At 52.9% G+C, this 15,649-nt stretch carries 10 protein-coding genes; 7 read left to right on the top strand and 3 right to left on the bottom strand.

Translation table 11 applies throughout. The annotated features are described in order from the left end of the window. The first annotated feature begins 153 nt into the window (after window positions 1-153). From ACR3ZL_RS24740 to ACR3ZL_RS24710, 7 genes are all read left to right on the top strand, one after another. Window positions 154-330 (top strand): hypothetical protein, encoded by a 177-nt coding sequence (locus tag ACR3ZL_RS24740; RefSeq protein WP_473650421.1) that lies wholly within the window; start codon window positions 154-156, stop codon window positions 328-330. Window positions 331-639: 309 nt separating this feature from the next. Further along, on the top strand, window positions 640-3,843 hold the full coding sequence (locus tag ACR3ZL_RS24735) for a CRTAC1 family protein (protein ID WP_486173046.1): 3,204 nt from the start codon (window positions 640-642) through the stop codon (window positions 3,841-3,843). An 82-nt stretch (window positions 3,844-3,925) separates the two neighbouring features. Next, window positions 3,926-5,905: a cytochrome c3 family protein gene (locus ACR3ZL_RS24730; RefSeq protein ID WP_473650423.1), complete on the top strand. Its 1,980-nt coding sequence runs from the start codon at window positions 3,926-3,928 to the stop codon at window positions 5,903-5,905. Window positions 5,906-6,225: 320 nt separating this feature from the next. Then, window positions 6,226-6,783: an EF-hand domain-containing protein gene (locus ACR3ZL_RS24725; protein ID WP_473650424.1), complete on the top strand. Its 558-nt coding sequence runs from the start codon at window positions 6,226-6,228 to the stop codon at window positions 6,781-6,783. A 10-nt stretch (window positions 6,784-6,793) separates the two neighbouring features. Beyond that, on the top strand, window positions 6,794-9,469 hold the full coding sequence (locus ACR3ZL_RS24720) for a PSD1 and planctomycete cytochrome C domain-containing protein (RefSeq protein WP_473650425.1): 2,676 nt from the start codon (window positions 6,794-6,796) through the stop codon (window positions 9,467-9,469). 4 nt (window positions 9,470-9,473) lie between these two features. After that, window positions 9,474-10,835, top strand: coding sequence for a DUF1501 domain-containing protein (locus ACR3ZL_RS24715; RefSeq protein WP_473650426.1), 1,362 nt, complete (start codon window positions 9,474-9,476; stop codon window positions 10,833-10,835). A 541-nt stretch (window positions 10,836-11,376) separates the two neighbouring features. Then, window positions 11,377-12,978, top strand: a complete 1,602-nt coding sequence (locus tag ACR3ZL_RS24710; protein WP_473650427.1) for a pyridoxal phosphate-dependent decarboxylase family protein — start codon at window positions 11,377-11,379, stop codon at window positions 12,976-12,978. Window positions 12,979-13,109: 131 nt separating this feature from the next. On the opposite strand, the gene ACR3ZL_RS24705 is transcribed toward ACR3ZL_RS24710, so the two are convergent. The 3 genes from ACR3ZL_RS24705 to ACR3ZL_RS24695 form a co-directional block, all read right to left on the bottom strand. After that, a complete protein-coding gene (locus tag ACR3ZL_RS24705) occupies window positions 13,110-13,514 on the bottom strand; it encodes an ArsR/SmtB family transcription factor (protein ID WP_473650428.1) in 405 nt (134 codons plus the stop codon). A 166-nt stretch (window positions 13,515-13,680) separates the two neighbouring features. Next, a complete protein-coding gene (locus tag ACR3ZL_RS24700) occupies window positions 13,681-14,376 on the bottom strand; it encodes an ABC transporter ATP-binding protein (protein WP_473650429.1) in 696 nt (231 codons plus the stop codon). A 3-nt stretch (window positions 14,377-14,379) separates the two neighbouring features. Further along, window positions 14,380-15,597, bottom strand: a complete 1,218-nt coding sequence (locus tag ACR3ZL_RS24695) for an ABC transporter permease (RefSeq protein ID WP_486173045.1) — start codon at window positions 15,595-15,597, stop codon at window positions 14,380-14,382. Window positions 15,598-15,649: the final 52 nt, after the last annotated feature.

Here is a 15,649-nt window from a genome sequence, read left to right as displayed (position 1 = left end):
GCGGCCTGTCGTAGCCAGCCTCTAGTGGCCGTTTGACATCCGCTTCGACTAAGTGATTTTACGTTTGCAGCGCGGTGTGTTTGCACCGCCATCGTAAGGCATGGTGAGCATGTCTTTGTTTATGGTTCCTTGATTCGTTTTGGAGAGAGAAAGTTGAAACAACTTATTGCGTCGATGTTGGGATTGTGCTTGATCTCGGTTTGCCTAGTAGGCTGTGGTAGTTCAGGTCCAACCGTGGTGGTGACCCCTTCGGACCAAGAGCCTGAGGATACGAGTGCAGCCGCCGCAGCGGAGAACCCAGAAGAATATGCGAAAATGAACCAGACCTGAGTTCGCGTTTTCAATGCGTTTGCTTTCGTGAAGTTGCGGATGAAGGTCATCCCGCGACCTCACGAACATTAGTTGTTTCAGATTCAGCGTCGATGCGGCCGCAGTTCACATTGACTGCGTTGATCTTGAGCCGGTTCACCCCCGTTTGTGAGGCATCGCTTTGCAGACGGGACTGCATCCGGCTCTTGGGGAAACCCGTAGGTCATAAGCGGTGATTCGTTTTGAACGAAAGTACGTGCTAGATCGCTTTGGTTCGCACGGTATCAGGATAGGTCCGCACGACTGACGCGGGCTGCGTCGCCCCGCAAGATGTCGGAGTTTCCACTGTTCGCCTTTACCAATTTTTCATGGCAAGTTACCGCTTGGCGAGTCCTCTGGGTGAAAGTGGGCCAGCTTCCCAAACAAGCTTCAATCGCTCGAATGACTGGCGTATTGGTGGTATTTGTTATGGTTGGTTGTTCTGACACGCAGGCTCCCAACATCGTTCAGGTTAAGCGGAACGCCCCAGGCAAATTGTCTTCGGTTCAAGTTGGAACACCGGAATCCACTGCTGGACGTAAGCAACCCCTTTATGCTCGAATCCCGGCGTTGATCGAGGCGGGGGCTTTCGAGGCAGCACGCCATGAATTGCGCCAATTGCTGATCGCTGATTCAGCCAACTGGGAGGCTTATCTCTGGTTGGCACGCGTTGAACAAGCCGGTGATAATCATGAACTTGCCGTGACTACGTTCGCGGAAATTCCAGTGGAAGATCCGCAGTTCGGATTGATGGCACTGGGACTAACGGCCGATTCGCTAATGGAACTCGGACAATACGAGGACGCGATTGGGCGATATGCACAGCTCGCCGAAGCTGCGCCATCGCTCGCTTTGGTGCACCGTCAATTAGCCTCGTTGCTGAATCGTTTGGGTCGACGCGAGGAAGCGATTGAGCATTTGCAGACGCTATGTCGTCTCGGCGATATCACGGAGCCTGAATTGGCAGCGATGCTCTCGCGACAGGATGCCGTTGTTACGGAAAGTATCACGCGTGACGTTGGTGCAGCGAATGGAAAAGATCAGGATTGGCTGAGTCCCGTCGCGTTGGCTCGCGATCGGATTAGCCGAGGGGATCGCGCTGGTGCCTTGCCGTTATTGATGCAAGTCTGTGCGTCGATGTCTGATGCGAAGGTAGGCAATGCTCAGGGAGCCAAGGAAGAAGCAGACCGCCCTGCCCCAACCGCTATCGCTTTGTTGGGACGACTGGCTGTTGACCTTAACGATGATCATGCACTGAAGTTGTGGGCGAACTTGGTGGATTTGGATCAACAATTCCACGCCGACCATTGGTACACGTTGGGGGTGTTGGCTATTCGAGAGGGGTTGCCACCAGAAACCTCAGCCGCTTTTTTCGTGGAAGCCGTGTTGCGAGACCCCACGGATTGGATTGCGTTTGGGCTGCTTGAAAATTTGGCGAACCAGTTGGGGAATGTCGACGCCGAACGGGTCTATCGCGAACGTGTTTTCTTGATCAAACGGACCATCGTTGCCGCGAATCAGATCTCTAAGAATCAAACCAACCAAGGCCAGTCTGATCCGATTGATGCATTCGATCGTCTTGCGACAACACTCGAACAACTCGGCCGACCCCTTGAAGCCAACACGTGGCGGATGTTGGCGGCGTATCGTCGTGGTATGGCTGACGAAGCGCTTTCGCAATTCCAAACAAAACACCGTCAACTCGTCAGGTCGAACGCAGGCTTTCCATCGGACAATTTTGTGTCGGGGCCGCTCGCCCGTGATCTCGAAATCATGATGAAACGTGAAAGCCTTCTCGAATCACTCCAGTCGTCCAACTTCGACTCGAAGTCATCCAGTTTCGCAAACAGTCAACTCTCCAATGATCAATTGAATCTTTTGTCGAAAGATTCAGTGGTTCCACTTCGTTGGAACCGGAAGGCAGCATCTTCGGGACTCGTCTTCCAGTATCAAAACGCCGCACCACCCAAAGAACAAAACTTTCAAATCTACGAACAGTTCGGCGGTGGAGTCGCAGCGCTGGATTATGACCGAAACGGCGAAGTGGATTTCTATTTCGCACAAAGTGCAGGCACGCCCCTTCAGGAAAACGGTAGTCAATCGAACCGGTTGTTCGCTCAGCAATCCGGACGCTATTTTGACGTCACACTTTCTGGGAATGCCGACGACCGAGGTTACGGATTGGGTGTTGCGGCCGGAGATTTGAATCAAGATGGTTTTGAAGATTTGATTGTTTGTAACTTCGGTTCCAACACCGTATTGATTAACCAAGGCGATGGCACATTCCAGCAAGCATCCGCGGAAGGACTTTGGGAAACTGAAAGTTGGACGTCATCCATTGCAATCGCGGATATGGATGGCGATCAATTGCCTGATGTGGTTGAGGTCAATTACTTGGATGACCCGAAAGTCTTTGAAGAACCACCGCTCAATTCCGAAGGGCGATACTCAACGTTTCTCGGACCGGAATCGTATCGGCCGGCAGTGGATCGCGTCTTGTATCAGCAGCCCGATCAAACTTGGCAAGCACAAAATCTCACTTCGCAAGCGGACGCCCAGCCAGGACTGGGGGTAGTGGTCGCCAATTTTGATGGTGAGCAGGGGAATGAAATTTTTGTTGCCAACGACATGCGTCCCAATCAGTTTTGGCAACGTGTGGGAGATCGAATGGTGGACGTGGCGAAGTTGCGAGGTTGTGCTTATTCAAGCCGCGGCGGCAGCGGTGCGTCGATGGGAATCGCCAGTGGAGATTTTGATAATAATGGCACACTCGATTTGCATGTTACTAACTTTTACAACGAGCCCGTGCATCTGTATTTGCAACAAGCCAATCGTTCTTTCGCCGACGCCGTCGTGCGGGAAAATCTAGAACGAGAGTCGACACCGGTTTTGGGCTTTGGCACGGCAGCAATTGATTTCGAGAACGATGGCGACCTGGACTTGGCTGTTCTAAACGGTCATATCGAAGACCTGCGATTTCGAAACGCTCCATTTAAAATGAAGCCGCAATTGTTTTCGAAGCGGAACGGGCGATTTGAGCGAGGTCTCGTTTCGAGCGAGTCGCAGGCGGAAAACTATTTCACGTCTCCAGCATTGGGACGTGGGCTAATCCGCACAGACTGGAACCGCGACGGGCGAGTGGATCTGCTCGCGACCCATCTCGATGCTCCGGCTGAGTTGCTTGAAAACGGAACGAAAGGAAGCGGAAGCTGGTTGCAACTGGAATTGGTCGGCGTTGAGTGCGAACGAAATGCCGTAGGCGCAGTTGTGACGGTGCAGACCGAACTGGGCCACAAGACGGAGTGGCTTGAAGCGGGGTATGGCTATAGCTGCAGCGACGAACGGGTCCTGTGCTTCGGGCTGGGGGATTCCAAGCAGGTTCAGGCCGTTTCGATTCAGTGGCCTGATGGTACTCTTGAAGAGTTCGCCGATTGTCCTTTGAACCAACGTCTTTGGGTCGTGCAAGGACAGCGCCCCCTCTTTGCACAGCATTAATCCATTGCTTGGTTTTTCAAAATATCTCGTTAGGTACGCTTGGCTGGCACCGATCCTATGCTTGTGTTTGTGTTGCGTCTGCTTGAGCATTGGTTGCGGACGCCATAACCAATCGATCGAACACTCTAAGGTTTCGACGGACAAGGCTTCGGCTGAATTGGAAGGTGCTTTGTGGCAATGGAATGACAACCTGATCCGTGTTAGTTCCAATGATCGGGATGAAGAGGCTTGGCAACATCCTCTTAATTCCGAAAACGCGACGATCCAAAGGAAGCCGATTGGCACAACTGGATCCAAGGCTTGTATCGAATGCCATCCCGATCAGCATGCCAGCTATCTGGATTCACCACATGCCCGTTCGGCCCGCTTGGCAAACGAAACGCAGTTAAGTCGAAATGATCGATGGGAACATGGGGCATCCAGACGGAGGTATCAGATTCAAGGTGATTCAACGGGAATCTGGCACCGTGAAACCATTCCGGGAAAGCATGTGGCACCATTTGCTATCCAGCAGGCCAAGCTGGATTATGAATTTGGTTCAGGGGCCAACGCTGTTACATGTTTGTTTCGCGATGGTGAGTTTGTTTGTGAATCTCCCATTACTTGGTATACCAAGATTCAATCATGGGGACTCTCGCCTGGTTATGATCCAGCGAAGCAACCAACGTTCAGCCGAGCAGTCACGACAAGCTGTGTCTATTGTCATGTGGGAAGTATCGACCTAGTCAACGGGAACCCGAATCAGTTCGCCATTGCGGAGCTGACGATTGGGTGCGAACGTTGTCACGGACCCGGGACCGCGCACGTGGCATTCCAAAATCGCACATCGCATTCGCCATTGGACTTGCAGTCATTGGTGAGCGCGGAGAGCGATGCAAGCGTCGACGGGGCTGCATCGCATGCGGATCCGATTGTGCATCCGGGGCGATTGAGCCGAGAGCGGAGTGAGGCGGTTTGTTCGCAGTGCCATCTTCAGGGTGCGGTTCTGGCGACGGCGCCGGGCCAAGATTTGTGGGACTTCGTACCCGGTGAATTGCTTTCGACCAATCGCACTGATTTTCAAATTCCGCACGATGACGATACGCTCCGTTTGGTGGGGCACACCGAACAATTACACGCCAGTGTTTGTTACCAACAGTCGACCACGTTGACGTGCATCACGTGTCACAATCCGCACCAACACTTTGAAGGTGCGGCAACGATCAAAGCTTATCGCGACGTCTGCGCCTCATGTCATCAGGACGACGCGTGTGGGATTGAAATTCAAAAGCGACTAGCTGTTAACCAGAATGATTGTTCGAAATGCCACATGCCGATTCGGCCTACGAATGTCACCCACGCGGCTTTGCATGATCACACGATTGGCGTCCACCACGAATCCTATCAAATAGCAAAGCAGACGCCTCCAACACGAAACAAGCGACCGAAGCAGAAACGCGATGCTTCGAATTCCTCATTTCTTTATCCGTTAGTCAATGACGGATCTGTTTCGAATGAAGAGATGGAACGTCGGCTGGCGTTAGCCACACACAACTTGTATTTCAACGAACGCCATTTGCAGCAGGTCTCCCAAGACATGCCGTTCGCTCAAAAGGTTTTGTTGAAACTTCATCGCAGTGGGAAGTCGGACCCAGCAGTTGATGTGACACTCGCTCAGGATTATCTCGAGGCCGGCTTGGTCGAGCAAGCAAGTCAACTGGCGACAGCAGTGGAGCAGTCCGAGGCATTGTTTAGTGATGCAAAGATCAACGCCACGCACATCTTGGCACAGATCGCATTTCGTCAGCAACGCAATGCCGGCGCGTTGGAAGGATTCGAAACGCTGACGCACAATCGCCGGGTGTCCGGCGATCACTATCTATTGGCGATTTGTCTAATCAATGCCGGGCAAGTTGAAGCAGCGGTGGCATCACTCGAAAAAGCACTTCGGATCGACCCTGGTCTCCTGGTTGCTCACGAACAGCTTGCCGTGCTCTTTGAGCATCTTGAGCGGCCTGCGAGAGCCCGAGCCCATCGAAAGGCCATGACTGAAATCAAGGCTCAGGCTCGCTTGCTTCCGTAGGCTCGATCCAGCCACGTCGTGATCACCGCCTTCCTAAGCAGTATGGGAAATTGGCAGAATTCAGATCACGGCGGAGTTGTCATTCGTCCACTGTCCGCAATCGAGCGTGACTGGCGTGCTCAAAATGTGCGTTCCCGAAGGGTTTGAGGCTGTGGAGCGATCACGTTGCCACCTTCGATTGATTTGAACGAAGTTTCTGCGTTTCGTTTCAATATATTTCTCATACTAGCGATACTGCCGATCAGTTACCGGTGTTGGATGACTTGGTTTCCGTCAGTCTGTCTAGACGTCTTCTCCTCTCCTTGCTGTGGTGCTGAATCATGAAGCGAATCTTTCTATTTCTAGCCAGTGTGGCTTTGGTGGTCCCGAGCATTGGGGCAACCGTTCATGCGGATGATGACACCCAAGATGCAGCGACCCAGCAGGAACGTCGAGCAGCCAGAGATGCAGCCCGCGAAGATGGAATACGAGGCGAAGGAATACGCCGCGACGGCCCTCGTGGTGAAGGCATGCGTGGACGGGATGGCGAGAATCGGCGTCCGGGAGCTGCCGGACAAGGCCCCGCGTTCAACATTGACCCTGCCATGATCGCCGAACGGATGATGCAGACCTTTGATAAGGACGGGGATAAGAAGCTGGATCAAACCGAATTGACAGCGATGTTGACTTCGATGCGAGACCGACGCGGAGGTCGCGAAGGTGGCATGGGGCCAGGGAACGCTCGAGACGGTGCTGCGCAGCGACAACCAGGACGAATGCAGCGTGGTCAAGGCAACCCGCAGCGTGGCGATCGCGAATTCAAGCCGCGTCGACCTAAGGGAGATACTGATAATGCTCAGCCCGGTGGCGAAGTCCCGCAACGTCCCGACGAAGTTTAAGGTGATCCCTATGCGTTTCCATCGATTGTTAACCACGTTTGCAGCGTTATTGTTATCGGTCAATGCGTTGGCGGATGAGCCGCTGACGCCAGACGAATTGAAGTTCTTCGAGACTAAAATTCGTCCCGTTTTGATCCGCGAGTGCTATGGATGTCACAGCAATCAATCCGGCAATGTTCGGGGCGGATTGCGGTTGGACACGAAAGAACTTACAGCGATTGGTGGAAGCAGCGGGCCGGCAGTTGTGCCTGGCAATCTAGAAGAAAGCTGGTTGTATAACGCGATCATTCACGAAGACTTCGTGATGCCGCCGAAGCGAAAGTTGCCTCAAAACGTCATCGACGATTTTCGGCAGTGGATCGAGATGGGAGCCCCGGATCCGCGGGTCAATCAAGTTGTCGAGATTCAAGCCACGATCAGCGACGAAGATATCCAATCGGCTCAGGAATCGTTTTGGGCCTATCAGCCACCGGTGAAAACCGCACCACCCGCTGTTGGAAATGCGGCTTGGCCACGGACTGACATCGATCGATTTGTGCTGGCTCGATTGGAACAGTCATCATTGCAACCTGCATCGGATGCGGAACCGTTAAAGGTGTTGCGCCGGCTTTGTTTTGATTTGACCGGATTGCCACCAAGCCCAGAACAGATTGATTACTTCTCGGCGAAGTGGAAACTGGATCCTGATGCCGCGATCGCCTTTGTTGTGGATCGTCTGCTGGAAAAAGAACAGTATGGCGAACGCTGGGGGCGGCATTGGTTGGACGTGGTTCGTTTCGCCGAATCGACCGGCCGGGAAGTCAACGTGACGTATCCTCATGCTTGGCGGTATCGCGACTATGTGATCGATTCGTTTAACGAAGATAAACCGTTCAACGAGCTCGTCCAGGAACAAATCGCGGGCGACTTGTTACCGGCCCGGACAGATGAAGAGTGGACTGAGCATTTGGTTGCAACCACATTTTTGGCGATGGGGCCTAAGAACGTTAACGAACAGAACCGTGTTCAATTTAGCGCGGATCTTGTCGACGAACAGATTGATGTAACCACCCGCGTCTTCTTGGGCATGTCGGTCGCATGTGCTCGGTGCCATGACCACAAGTTCGATGCGATTCCGCAAACGGACTACTACGCCTTGGCGGGTGTGTTTGCCAACACCGAAACTTACTTTGGTAACCCGCCATCGGAATACGGTAGTTTTTCAACAGCTCAAACGAAGCGAACGAGCAGCCTGATTCGATTGCCAGTGGAGGATCCGAATCCGTTTGACAAGAAGTACACCGCTGCCGAGTTAAAAGAACTGAAGCAGCAAATCGAAGACAAAATGAGCGAGTTTGGTGCGATTCGCCGCAACGCAACTGCGGGAAACGATGCTGGTAACGCACTGCGTCAGCGTTTACGGTTGCAAGCTGAGTTGAGTGAACTATCGGCGAAGTTGTCAGTCGTTGACGATCAGGGGCGTCCACGCAGTTACTGCATGGGAGTGCAGGAACGCGGAAGTCCAAGCAATGCACGTTTGCTGGTTCGTGGAGAAATTGATCAGCCAGCGCAAACGGTCTCGCGTGGATTCCCGCAAGTGTTATGCAGCACGCCGGTTTCAATCGAGCCGAACAGTGGCGGTCGCTTGGAATTGGCCCGCTGGATCGGCAGTGATGAAAACTCGCTAACCGCTCGCGTGATGGTGAATCGCGTTTGGCAATACATGATCGGCCAAGGTTTGGTCACGTCGACAGAAAACTTTGGTGTTACGGGCCAGCCACCAAGTCACCCTGAATTGCTCGACTACTTAGCGGTTCGGTTTGTTGATTCAGGATGGTCGGTGAAATCGTTGATACGCGACATCGCAACGTCCCGAAGCTACCGAATGAAGTCGACCTTCAACGAGGACTACCACGACTATGATCCCGATAATGCTTTGCTGTGGCGAGCGAACCCACGACGGTTGGACGCTGAAGGGATTCGCGATGCGATGCTCGCGATCAGTGGAGAATTGGAACTTGAACGACCACGGGCGAGTGTTGTTGCGGAAGCGGGATACACCCGTGTTCGTGATGGTGCCTTGGGGAATCCACGAGATATCGCTCAGCGAACGATGGAGACCATGCGAGAAGCTGGTTCCGCGATGGGTGGCGGGAACATGCGACGTCGCCTGATCGGCCAAAATCAACAGGGTCGTTCCATGCAACGAGGGCAATTCCAACGAGGTCGATTCAATAGTAATCAGCAGGCGGACGCGGCGTCGCTGCGAGACTTGCTGCGTAAGTCACAGAACCAATTGGATATGGAAGACGCCAATTTCCGTAGTGTCTATCTGCCGATTGTTCGAGATGAAATTCCTAGATCTTTAGATGTGTTTGACTTCGCCGATGCATCCACGGTTTCAGGAACTCGCGAATCGTCGCAAACCGCTAACCAAGCGTTGTACATGATGAACAATCCGTTTGTCATTCGGCTAAGCGATGCGTTTGCCGATCGGGTGCTCAACGAGCAGAAGCGTTTGCCGGACCAGGTTGATTTTGCCTTTCAGCTAGCTTACGGACGCAGTCCAACTTCCAGCGAACGGCAGGCTTCGTATCGATTTTTGAAAACAGTGGGCGGCCGTCAGGAGTCATCCGCTAGCAACAAAACGTTCTCAGCGTTTTGTCAGAGTCTTTTTGCTTCCGCCGAATTCCGATTTGTGGATTGATACCATGCTAACTCGACGACATATTTTGCAAAGTGTATCGGCCGGCTTCGGCTACCTCGCCTTCAAGGGCGTTCACGCTGCTGAGAATGCGGCGACGAACCCATTGATGTCCAAACCGCCTCATTTCGCCGCCCGTGCTAAGAGGGTGATCTTTCTGTGTATGCAGGGCGGTCCGTCGCACGTTGATACCTTTGACTATAAGCCGCTGCTGACCCGCGATCATGGCAAACCTGGTCGGTACGGCGGCACGCTATTGAAATCGCCTTGGGAGTTTCGTCAGCGCGGCGACAGTGGACTTTGGATTTCAGATTTGTTTCCCGAGGTCGCTAAGCATGCTGATGACATGACTTTGATTCGATCGATGCAGTGTGATCAACCCGTTCACCCCGGCGCGATGACGCAAATGCACACCGGGACAGCTCAGTTCATTCGTCCATCGTTGGGTGCTTGGACTTTGTATGGCTTGGGAACCGAGAACGACAGCTTGCCGGGCTTTGTTTCATTGAGTCCACCGGCGGGCAGTTCACGAAACTACGGAAGTTCGTTCTTGCCGGCGATCTACGGCGGTTCGAAAGTCGGCCGTGGTGGTCGTGGGGCACGGTTTGTAAACGGTGGCAGCGGCGAGTCGGTTCCTGATATCAAGAACCCGCGTTGGTCCGACCCGCAGCAACGGAAACAGTTGGATTTCATCCAATCGCTGAACCAGGCCAAACTGATCCGCGACCAACATCAGCCTGACGTGGAGGGGATCATCGAGTCCTATGAATTAGCGTTTCGGATGCAGGACGCGATGCCCGAGTTGATGGATACCTCGCAGGAAAGTGCGGCAACGCTGGCGATGTATGGGGCGGACTCAGGACCGACCCAGAACTTTGGTAAGCAATGCTTGTTGGCGCGACGATTCATCGAAGCGGGAGTCCGATTCGTAGAGGTCACGCACGGCAATTGGGACCAACACGTGAACCTGTCGACGGATCATCAATTGCGTGCCGAAGCTTGTGACCAACCGATCGCTGGATTGCTGGCGGACTTGAAACAGCGTGATTTGCTAAAAGATACCTTGGTGATTTGGGGTGGCGAGTTTGGACGCACGCCGTCTGCACAAGGCGGCGATGGTCGCAACCACAACAACAAGGGTTACACCACATGGATGGCAGGTGGTGGCGTTAAGGGCGGATTCAGCTATGGTGCAACCGATGAATACGGTTACGAAGCGGTTGAAGATAAGTGCCACATCCATGACTGGCACGCTACCATTTTGCATCTGCTTGGTTTGGATCACGAACAGTTAACGTATCGCTACGCTGGCCGTGATTTCCGTCTGACCGATGTTCATGGCAACGTGATGCATGACATCGTAGCTTGATGCGGATCGCGATTGGTCCGCAAAGATCGTACAAGTCCAGAGTGGCGCGTTGCTGACCCGCCGTTACGCAGTGCGGTGAATTGGCGAACTGGAATGCCTTGCCACGAATCTCCTGCAGATGGGACTAGTCAGTCCCCTGCCCGTGTGCCCGTTTGCTGGTCGGGATGAATATGTCGAGCTAGATAGTCGTCGGTGTCAGTGTCGCCTGACTCGAGAATCGGCTCCAATGATTGTCTGGTATAGCACCCGTCTGGCATCGTCTCTGTCGCTCCACCACAATCGTCGAGTTTTGGCACAATGTCGCAATAGGAAGAATGCCTCTAGTTAGGCAATGAACCTCGTTGGCCTTCGGTGTGGTAACGAGGTTGCGAAAGATTCCGCCGCGACATGCTATTAACATCAAGACGTTGGCCCGCGTTAGCGGCGTGGTATGTGACTTGTTCGCCCTCTGAGTGAATTCGGAGAAAACAATCACATGTCCAAAGGTATGTTAGTGCAATCAGAGAAACATCCGGAATCGGCGACTACAGCAAGATCAAACATGAACAAAGAACTCTACGACCAAGTCGTTAATTCGTTCTTCAATTGTGACCCCGAAGCAATCAATCGAATTTTCAGTGAATTTCTCACCGCCATGCAGGCCCAAGAAACACTGCCGCCCTCGTCAGGCATGGAGCAGAATTACGAAACGGCCCAGGCAAACCCTGAGATTCATGCGATCCCAGGCAATTTGAAAGACGCTCGCGATGCCGTTTTCCCCTATTTCTGGGGGACGGACGGTTGGTCATCACCGCTCCATTTGGAAAACGTGAAAGGGCCAGCAAACTACGCCAGTTTGGTTGGGGCATTGGCCTGCCTATTGAAGAATCCGAATCTTTGCACGGACACCTATAGCCAACGATCCAATGAGTTGGAGATTAAGGCGATCACGTCCTTAGCGAACTTGTTGTTTTATCACACCGACGATCCGTCAGGTGTGTTCACGATGGGGGGTACGACTTCGAATTTGTATGGAGCAAAGATCGGAATCGAACGAGTGGCGCCTGGCACGATGCGGACTGGTTTGCAAGACAAAAAGATCGCTGGCGTCGTGTCGACCGCGTCTCATTACAGCAACCAAAGCATCGCCGGCTGGCTAGGAATCGGTACTGACAATCTGTTTTCGATCCCGACGGACGAAGCGATGTCGATGCGTATCGACTTGCTAGAAGAACAGCTTGAGAAACTACATGCGGACGGTTATAGCGTCGCGTTTGTCACAGCGACTTTCGGCACGACGGATGCCTTTGGTGTTGATGACGTTTCTGCAATTCGACGCATCCTGGATGAGTTTTCCAAACGTCACGGAGTCGTCACGCCGCAATTGCATGTGGATGCTGCGGTCGGGTGGGTGATGAGTTTTTTGGCGGATTACGATTCGACGAGCAATTCACTTGATTTTTCGAGCGTGATGCTTGAGGCCATCGGACGCATCCAGGACCGTTGCCGCGGTTTGCGTGAAGCTGATAGTATCTCGATGGATTTTCACAAGATGGGCTGGGGGCACTATCCCGGTAGCGCGTTGTTGGTCAATCGACGTAAGGACTTGAAGTACTTGGCGCGAACAGTCGCGGATACTCCCTACTTTTCTGACGCAGATGAACGTCGAGATCCAGCGTTATTCACATTGGAATGCTCGCGTCCCGCGTTGGGGCCATTTTCCGTCATGGCGTCGCTCAACGGGATCGGTTTGAATGGTTGGCGATTGCTTGCCGCCCGCTCGATCGATTTGGCCAACCAGTTAAAGACTCGGTTGGAGGCACTTCCGTATTGCAAGGTTCTTAATTTGCAAACCGATGGACCGCATGTTGTCTGGTGGGTTTTGCCTAAAGGCCGCGACGCCAAGCAGATATTTGACGCGGTGCAGAACGGGACCATGAGCGCCGAAGAGTTCTCGCACTATACCAACGAGATCCAGCGTCAGTTCGACAAACGCAGCAAAACGATGTCACCACGCAAGGACGCTCGCCTCTCGTTCACCACGAGCATTGGCTACGCGCCGCGTGATATTAAAATTCCGGCGTGGAAAGCGGTCTTCTTCAACCCGAAAACCGATGAAGCGATTATCGATCGAATCATTGAAAGTATCGAAGATTTGATGTAGTCACAGGTTGATGTCAAATTTGGGGATGGCAGATGCCTCTTGGACTTCAATAGGTAACTATTCCCAATCAACAAATGATCTTGATCAGTTGCCTGATGATTCCAAGTCGGTGATCGCCATGATGGTTCGATTCATTCGCAACAACCACCGGTTTCCCGAAGTTGCTTCGCTCGACGAGCGTCTTCCTGCAATTCAGGGACTTCGGTGAAGCAGTCCGTTAGGCAGTCGTAGAGTCGTTGTTGGAAACAGGATTGCGCTTCCGCGAGCGAATAGTAAGACCATAGACCGTCTTTACGGACATCAACCAAATTCGCTTTCCGAAGGTACGCTAGATGCCGCGACACAGTAGGCTGCGGCAGTTGCAGCGTTTCGACAATGTCGCCAACACAGGTTTCGTATTCGACTAACAAGTGCAAGATCCGTAGCCTCGTGTTGTCGGCGAATGCTCGAAAGATAGTGTTGATGTCTTCGCCAATCTCGGCCAGAGCAACGGCTGGCTTGGCGTTTTGGGGACGTGATTTCTTAGTGGTTCTCATCGTCCTATGCCTATCCAGTCCTGTACCTGTCCAATAATGACTGCCCGTCACGTATCCCTGATTCGCTACGCTGTGCTTCGTTTTGACAGTGTAATCCGGGCTACGCGACTTGAGCAACAGAACCGGTCGCCGGAAGATTCGTTATCAATCACGGCTTGCGACAAACCTAGGCGGCGTCGAACGAGTGCAGCGCGGCGCGGTCATCGACAATTTTCCCATTGCGGAGCTTCAAAACGCGTTTCGCTCGTTCAGCCGCAACTGGATTGTGCGTCACCATCACGATCGTACGCCCTTCCCGATTGAATTCCTCGAAATAGCCGATCACTTGATCGCTAGTCTCGGGATCAAGATTTCCGGTTGGTTCATCAGCCAAAATCACCGCCGGGTCGTTGGCAAGCATGCGGGCCAAGGCAACTCGTTGTTGTTGACCGACGCTTAGTTCAGTTGGTTTATGATCCAAGCGGTCTCCCAAGCCGACACGTTCTAACAGGTTGGCGGCCCGGTCGCGTTGATCGGCTTCGTGGGTGCCGGACAAATACAAAGGAATCTGTACGTTCTCTTGAGCCGACAGGTACGGGATGAGGTTGAACGTTTGAAACACAAAGCCGATGTTTTTTTTACGCATTCGAGCACGACCATCGGCGTTTAAGTCGTACATCGATTGGTCGTTCAATAGCACGCGGCCGGACGTGGGCGACAGCATGCCACCCAACATCACCAGTAGCGTGCTTTTGCCGCTGCCGCTGGGGCCAATCAGTGAAACGAAATCGCCTTCCGGAATTTCCAAGGTCGCATCGTTCAACGCCACCACCTTTTGGCGGTGCATTTCATAAGTCTTCGTGACGTTTTGCATTGATAACATAGTTCAAACTTCCTTGAATGATGTGACGGGATCCAAGCGAGCGGCATTGCGAGCGGGGAAGTAACTCGCCAGTAGTGTCGTGCCAACGGAGATTCCAATTGCCCATAACGCTAGTATGGGCATGGGCAATACCGGCACGCTTGCCAGACGAGGTCCCAAGGTGACCGCTAATGTGGTTCCGATTGCGAATCCGCCCACACCACCGGCAACGCCCAGCAACAATGCTTTGAGCAGAAAGATCCGAAGGATCAGATTGGATTCTGCGCCGAGAGACATTAACGTGCCGATTTCACGACGGCGTTCATAGACATTGGCGAACATGAAGTTGGCAATGCCTGCACCGCCAATCACCACGATGATTGCTACGAAAATCAATGATAGCTTTTCCATCATGCCGTTGACTTTCGTTTGTGTGGCAACGACTTGCGCTACAGTGACGACTTTCGCATCGGGAAGTAGGTCGTTCACCTTGCCGACCAGTCCCGCTGAAATTTCTTTACAGCAGCCAACGATCTCGATGCAACTGACCACAGCGTCTTGGTTCGACATCTGTTGCACGGTATGCAGGTGGGCAAAAATGCGTGAATCGTCAACGGTTCCCGTTTCTGGAAGTACCGCAACAACTGAAAATTGCCGGCCCATCAGTTCCAGCGATTGACCCTCTTTGACACCCAAAACCAATGCGGTGTCGGCACCAACGAGAGCTTGGTCGGTTTCTAAGTCATCGATCACGCGTTTGCGAACCAATGTCTTGGTGTCTTCTAATTCTGTAGGGTCGCTAAGTTCGATGGCTCCACAACCGATCGGACGAGAAAAGATGCCTGCTCCGCCCCACGCCGCTTTGGCCTGGAATTCACTTTTGGGTAGGATTCCGGTCAGTGTGAACGAACGGCCTTCCAATTCCACTGGCACGCATAGCTTGGGTGAAAGGTTGTCGACACCCGCTAGGTTTGACATCGTTAGCCGTAACGCGTACTCCTCGGGAATCGTTTCGTTGTGAATGTCGGCCGAGTAGTAGTCTTGTAGGGTGACCGACTTGGGTAAAACCAAGACGTTGGCTCCTAGACTATCCATCTCTCTCGCGACGGCCATTTCCGAATAGTAAGTGATGTTCTTGATCGCGATGACGGTCGTTATCCCCAAAAGGATCCCTACGAAGATCGTGATCATCTGACTCTTTCGCTCGAAGAGTTCTCGCCAGACCAATTTTTTTAGGTTCATTCAGTAGTCTCCATCCGGTAGATTGATTGGTTTTGAATTGTGTGTGAACGGG

This window comes from Rhodopirellula sp. J20-39, from assembly GCF_057365095.1.
The sequence above is the reverse complement of the archived record's forward strand: the minus strand, read 5'-3'. Positions and strand labels throughout refer to the sequence as shown.